Origin of the sequence: Phenylobacterium sp. (assembly GCF_030645195.1) — a bacterium.
Taxonomy (GTDB): Bacteria; Pseudomonadota; Alphaproteobacteria; order Caulobacterales; family Caulobacteraceae; genus Phenylobacterium.
This window is the reverse complement of sequence record NZ_JAUSLW010000074.1, coordinates 1-5,964: the sequence shown is the minus strand read 5'-3', so window position 1 is coordinate 5,964 and position 5,964 is coordinate 1. Positions and strand designations below refer to the sequence as shown.

The 5,964-nt window shown below is 69.4% G+C and carries 5 protein-coding genes and 1 pseudogene; 3 read left to right on the top strand and 3 right to left on the bottom strand.

What is annotated here, in order from left to right:
- Positions 1-133: pseudogene (locus tag Q7T09_RS07060) on the top strand (IS30 family transposase); the annotation flags it as partial.
- Between the two features lie 93 nt (positions 134-226).
- On the opposite strand, the gene Q7T09_RS07055 reads toward Q7T09_RS07060, so the two are convergent.
- Together Q7T09_RS07055 and Q7T09_RS07050 are read right to left on the bottom strand one after the other, a co-directional pair.
- A complete protein-coding gene (locus Q7T09_RS07055; protein ID WP_304698780.1) occupies positions 227-874 on the bottom strand; it encodes a YceI family protein in 648 nt (215 codons plus the stop codon).
- A 380-nt stretch (positions 875-1,254) separates the two neighbouring features.
- The gene (locus Q7T09_RS07050) at positions 1,255-2,013 is read right to left on the bottom strand and encodes a PIG-L deacetylase family protein (protein ID WP_304698778.1); all 759 of its coding nucleotides are present in this window, start codon (positions 2,011-2,013) and stop codon (positions 1,255-1,257) included.
- Positions 2,014-2,132: 119 nt separating this feature from the next.
- Here Q7T09_RS07050 and Q7T09_RS07045 point away from each other — a divergent pair, with 119 nt between their 5' ends.
- Entirely contained in the window at positions 2,133-3,326 is a 1,194-nt protein-coding gene (locus Q7T09_RS07045) for a M48 family metallopeptidase (RefSeq protein WP_304698776.1), read from the top strand.
- A gap of 65 nt (positions 3,327-3,391) precedes the next feature.
- Positions 3,392-4,489, top strand: coding sequence for a 2OG-Fe(II) oxygenase (locus Q7T09_RS07040; RefSeq protein ID WP_304698774.1), 1,098 nt, complete (start codon positions 3,392-3,394; stop codon positions 4,487-4,489).
- On the opposite strand, the gene Q7T09_RS07035 is transcribed toward Q7T09_RS07040, so the two are convergent.
- Positions 4,476-5,597 carry a beta-ketoacyl-ACP synthase III gene (locus Q7T09_RS07035; protein WP_304698772.1) on the bottom strand — a complete coding sequence of 374 codons (1,122 nt, stop codon included), beginning with the start codon at positions 5,595-5,597 and terminating at the stop codon, positions 4,476-4,478. The two genes, Q7T09_RS07040 and Q7T09_RS07035, sit on opposite strands and share 14 nt — an antisense overlap.
- Positions 5,598-5,964: the final 367 nt, after the last annotated feature.

The following is a 5,964-nucleotide window of genomic DNA, read 5'->3' as shown; positions in this document are numbered from 1 at the left end:
GACCGACCTATCACTGCACAGCCAAGTCCAGCTGAGCGCCATCGCTCGACAGCTCAACGAACGGCCCAGAAAGACCTTGCTCTATCGGACGCCAGCCGAGACCTTTGCCGAGTGTGTTGCAGCGATCAGTTGAGCCCACCGTCGATTCCCACCATCGGTATTCAGCCCGCAACCGGACCCTCGGACAAGCGGATGGCGGCCGACCCTGTCGAAGCTCGCCCCTCCCTCAACCCTGCTTCGCGAACTCCGCGTCGATCACCAGCTCGATGGGGTCGGCGAAGACCGCGGGCATGCCGTAGTCGCCGGGCTTGATCCAGCCGCGGGCGGTCATGCCGATGCGCGGGGCGCCGAAGCCCTTGCCGGCGCCCACCAGGACGACATCGAGGGTCAGGGGCGCGGTCTTGCCCATCAGGGTCAGCCGGCCCTCCACCTGGCCGTGGGTGGCGTCGGTCTGGCGGAAGGCGGTGGAGACGAAGGTGGCCGTCGGATTGGCCTTGGACATCAGGTACTTGTCGGCGATTGCTGTGGCGAAGCCCGCGACATTGCTGGTGATCGAGGCGGTCTCCACAGCGGCGGTGACCGACGACTTGGCCGGGACGACCGGGTCCCAGGTCAGGGTCGCCTCGGCCTTGTCGAAGCGGAAGACGCTGATGGAATAGCCCATGTGCGCCACCCGGGCGACGACCGCCGCGTGCTGGGTGTCCATCCCATAGATCCCGGCCGGCGCCAGGCTGGCGTCCTTCTCGCCGCAGAAAATCCCCTGCGGCACGCCGGGCGGGCAGGCGCCGCCGGCTGCGAAGGCGGGGCCCGCGAAGGCCTGGGACAGGGCCAGGCTTGCGCCCGCGGCCAGCAGCGTCGTCATCAGCTTGGTCATTACGCAAACACCCTTGTTTCCGGCGGCTATGTCCCAAGGACGCCCCACCGGCGCGGAGCCCGACACGGGCGCGATCTTTTTGTCAGGCGCCGGGCAGGGCGGGAAGGCGCCTAAGTGAGATGGACTGTTTCCGTTGGCGTTCTATTCCCTGCGTCCTTCTCCCCTTGCGGGAGAAGGTGGCCCTGCGGAGCAGGGTCGGATGAGGGGTCGATAGGCCTATCGGGTTAGGACGTTTCAGGAATTGCGGAGAGGGTAGCGTGACCCCTCATCCGACCGGTCTCCGACCGGCCACCTTCTCCCGCAAGGGGAGAAGGGACGCCTGTTCTACAGACGCCTGTTCTACAAGAGAGCGCCTCGTTCGCACCGAGGGGATCACGGGTTCAGTTGGCGGGCGTCACCAGGGCCTCCCCCAGCAGCTCCTGCAGCAGGGGCGTGCGGGGGTAGGGGTGATGGCGGTACTGGCGGAAGCCCTCGGCCAGGGGAACGCCGAAGTCGCGGCCCCGCCGGCGGGTCCAGGCCTCCATCGAGGCCTGGTGGTCGCTGATGTCGTGCTGCTGGGAGACCCAGCTGTCCTGGCTCCTGTGGGCCGCCAGCATGGCCTGCTTGGCGGCGAAGTGGTCGCCCACCTCGGCGCCGAAGTCGGGCGCCACCCGGGCCCCCTCGCGGTCGCGGCCGCCGATGGGGTCCATGAAATAGAGGTGCGGGATCCCCGCCAGCACCTTGGCCTCGCCCGTCTTGTAGTTGGGGACGGAGGCGGCGAAGCAGGCGTCGCGCACCAGGACGCTCACGGCCTCATGGTCGGGGTGGTAGTCGGCCGGCGAGGCGGTGATGACGATGTCGGGCGCCGCCCAGCGGACCATCTCCGTCACGCGCCGCCGGCAGGGATCGTCGTTGAACACCGACAGGTCGGGGATGTCGGCGCAGCGGTAGTCGGCGCCGATCAGGGTCGCGGCCGCGGCGGCCTCGCCCCGCCGGACCTGGGCCGTCGTGGCCAGGTCCATCTCGGCTGACCCGCAGTCGCCGGCCGTCACCGTGACGATCTTGACCGTGTGGCCCTTGGCCGCCAGCAGGGCCAGGGTCCCGGCGCCCAGGGTCTCGATGTCGTCGGGATGGGCGTGGATGGCCAGGATCACGGTCATGAGCCCTTATCTCCCGGCGGTCACGGCGGGGATAGCCCCGGCCCCACATGAGACAAATTTCACCTGACAAGCCGGGGGTTATCTGGCTTTTTCCACCCCTTATTCGGGAGGGACGGGGCATGGCCCAATTCGATCCGGCCGCGGCGACGCAGGCCTATCTCGCGGTGCTGCCGCCGGAGGCCCACGCCAAGGCCACGGCCTACACCCAGGGCGGCCACTGGGTCCTGCTCTGGAGCGCGGTGGTGGCGGTGGTCATCGCCTGGCTGGTGCTGCGCTCCGGCGTCCTGGTGAAGGTCCGCGCCTGGGTCGAGGCCAAGAAGAGCCGGCCCTGGCTGGCCGCCCTGCTGGTCCTGCTGGCGGACGGCGTGATCGAGGGCGTGCTGGGCCTGCCCTGGGCGGTCTACGAGGACTGGTGGCGGGAGAAGGGCTACGGCCTCACCAGCCAGCCCCTGGCGGGCTGGATGAGCGAGCACCTGATGATGATGGCCATCTCCCTGGTGCTGTCGGTGGTCCTGGCCGCGGCGGTCTACGCCCTGATCCGCCGCGCGCCGAAGACCTGGTGGCTGTGGGGCGGCGGCCTGGTGGCCGCGGCCTTCATGGTGCTGATGGTGCTGTCGCCGGTCTTCATCGAGCCGCTGTTCAACACCTATACCCCGGCGCCGCCTGGCCCGGTGCGCGACACCGTGGTGGAGATGGCCAAGGCCAACGGCGTGCCGTCCGACAAGATCTATGTCTACAACGGCTCCAAGCAGTCCAACCGCTACACCGCCAATGTCTCGGGCCTGTTCGGCACCGCCCGGGTGGCGATGAGCGACACCATGTTCAAGCAGGGCGCCGACATCTCCGAGGTGCGTGGCGTGGTGGGCCACGAGATGGGCCACTATGTCCACATGCACTCCATCTGGCTGGCCCTGGGCTTTGGCCTGCTGGCCCTGGTCAGTTTCTTCCTGGTGGACAAGCTGTTCGCCCCCGTGGCCGCCCTGGCGGGCGCCAAGGGCGTGCAGGGGATTTCCGATCCCGCCGGCTTCCCGGTGATCTCCATCATCATCGCCGTCCTGGCCCTGGCGGGGACGCCCATCACCTCCTCGATGATCCGGCTGGCCGAGACCGACGCCGACAAGTTCTCCCTGGAGCGGGTGAACGAGCCGGACGGCCTGGCCAAGGCCCTGGTCAAGACCATCGAATACCGCGCCGCCACCCCCTCCAAGCTGGAGGAGGTCCTGTTCTATGATCACCCGGCCGTGGGGAACCGCGTGCGCATGGCCATGGACTGGAAGGCCGCCCATCCCCCCAAGAGTGAGCCGATCCCCTGACCCAGCGCATCCTGACCTTCGACGAAGCCAACCGCGCGGCGCTCGCCGGCGACAGCGAGGCCCAGATGGCGCTCGCCGAGGCCCTGGACGCCCAGGGCCAGTCCAAGGCCGCCCTGGACTGGATGGTCCGCGCCGCCCAGGGGGGCTGGATGCCCGCCGTCTCGCGCCTGGGGCTCTGGCAGCTGGTGGGGCATATCACCCCCAAGGCGCCGGCCCTGGGGGTGGCGCGGATCGTCCAGGCCGCCCAGGCCGGCGATCCCTTCGCCCTGCACCTGGCGGCCATCCTCGACTCAGGCGCGGTGGGCACGCCCCGCAACCTCGGCAGGGCCCTCTACTGGCTGGCCCGGGCCGCCGAGGCCGGCGACGGCCGCGCCGCCTGCCAGCTCGGCCTGCTCTGCGGCGACCCGGACCTGTCGCTCGCCGCCCTGTCGGCGGCGGCGGCCACCGGCTTCGAGCCGGCCCTGGCGGCCCTGGCCGGCCGCGCCCCGACCGTGCCGGCCTTCGACTGGGACGCCATCGCCGCGGCCGCCGACCTCTCGGCCTTCGCCGCCCCGGTGGCGCGCAATGTGGAGAGCGAGAGCCCGCGCATCCTGTCGATCCCCGACCTGCTGCCCGCCTGGGTCTGCGGCTATGTCATGGCCCTGGCCGAACCGGCCCTGGACCGCGGAATGGTGGTGGACGACGACGGCGCCGAGCGGGTCAAGGACGAGCGCTCCAACCGGGTGATGCACTTCGGCCTGGTGGATTCCGACGTCATCCTGGAGCTGGTCAATTTGCGCATCAGCCAGGCCGCCGGCATGCCGCCGGAGAACGCCGAGGGCCTGGGGGTGCTGCACTATGCGCCGGGCGAGCGCTATCGCCCGCACATGGACTACATCCCGCAGACCCCGGAGAACGCCCGCCAGCTCGAGGTCATGGGCCAGAGGGTGCGCACCCTGCTGGTCTATCTCAACGACGGCTTCGAGGGCGGGGCGACCCTGTTCCCGCGCCTGGACGCCGCCTACCGGCCGGCGGCGGGCGGGGCGCTGATCTTCGACAGCGTCACCGACGACGGCGCCATGGACCCGCGCACCCTGCACGAGGGCTCGCCCCCCACCTCCGGCGAGAAGTGGGTCATCTCCAAGTGGTTCCGCACCAAGGCCCTGCGGCCTACCGCTTCCTGACGAACACCGTGCCGGCGGAATAGCCCGCCCCGAAGGAGCAGATCAGGCCGGTGTCCCCGGCCGTGAAGTCCTCATTGGCGCTGTGGAAGGCGATGATCGAGCCGGCCGACGAGGTGTTGGCGTAGGTGTCGAGGATGATGACGTTCTCGCCGGGCTCCGGGTCGCGCCCCAGCACCTTCTTGCCGATCATCAAGTTCATGTTGATGTTGGCCTGGTGCAGCCACAGGCGCTTCAGCCCCGTGGGATCGAGCCGCAGGTCGGCGGCGTGGTCGACGATCATCTCGGCGACCATCGGCACCACCTCGCGGAACACCTTGCGGCCCTCCTGCACGAACAGCTTGTCCGGCGCCCCGATCCCCTCGGGCGCGGCGCGGTTCAGGAAGCCGAAATTGTTGCGGATATTGTTGGAGAACTGGGTCTTCAGCCGCGTGCCGAGGATCTCCCAGCCCTGGCCGGGTTGGGCCAGGTCCGCCCGCTCGACGATGACGGCGGTGGCCACGTCGCCGAAGATGAAGTGGCTGTCGCGGTCGCGGAAGTTCAGGTGGCCCGAGGTGATCTCCGGATTGACCACCAGCACCGCCCGGGCCGAGCCGGTGGCGATGTAGTCGGCCGCCGTCTTGATCCCGAAGGTGGCCGAGGAGCAGGCCACGTTCATGTCGAAGCCGAAGCCCTCGATCCCCAGCGCCTGCTGGATCTCGATGGCCATGGCCGGATAGGCCCGCTGCATGTTGGAGGCCGCGCAGATCACCGCGTCGATCGCGCTGGCGTCCTTGCCCCAGCGGGCGATGGCGTCGCGGGCCGCCGCCACGCCGATCTCGGCCATGATGGACAGCTCGTCATTGGGGCGCTCGGGGATGCGCGGGGTCATCACCGCCGGGTCGATCACGCCGGCCTTGTCCACCACATGACGCGACTTGATCCCCGAGGCCTTCTCGATGAACTCGACGGAGGAGGGGGTCAGGGCGTCGGCCTGGCCCGCCGCGATGGCGTCGGCATGCTCGGCGTTGAAATTGGCCACATAGGCGTTGAAGGCCTCCACCAGCTCGGCGTTCGAGACGCTCTGGGGCGGGGTGTAGAGGCCGGTGGCCGCGATCACGGCTGGGTGCAAGGGGTCGTCTCCCGGTACGCGCGCGCGGCGAACCGGCCGGCGCTTTCAGGGAACACTGATAGCACGCCGGGGGCCCTCGTCAGCCGACTTGTGCTTTCCAAGTCACAGGCGGCCGTCCGCCACAATGTTTCCGCCCAATGTCGAGGAACAGACCTTCCCCCGCCGTGTTTGAGGCCCACCTGGGCGGTGCTGGGGAGCTGAACCTGACGTTGGAGTATCAAATGAAGTCTCTCATCGCGCTTGCGGCAACGACCGCCCTTACCCTGTCCATCCCCGCCATCGCCTCGGCCCAGAGCCTCTCGCCCACCACCGTCTACGGCTCGCTCGGCTATGCGAACGCCAATATCGACGATGTGAACCTGGGCGC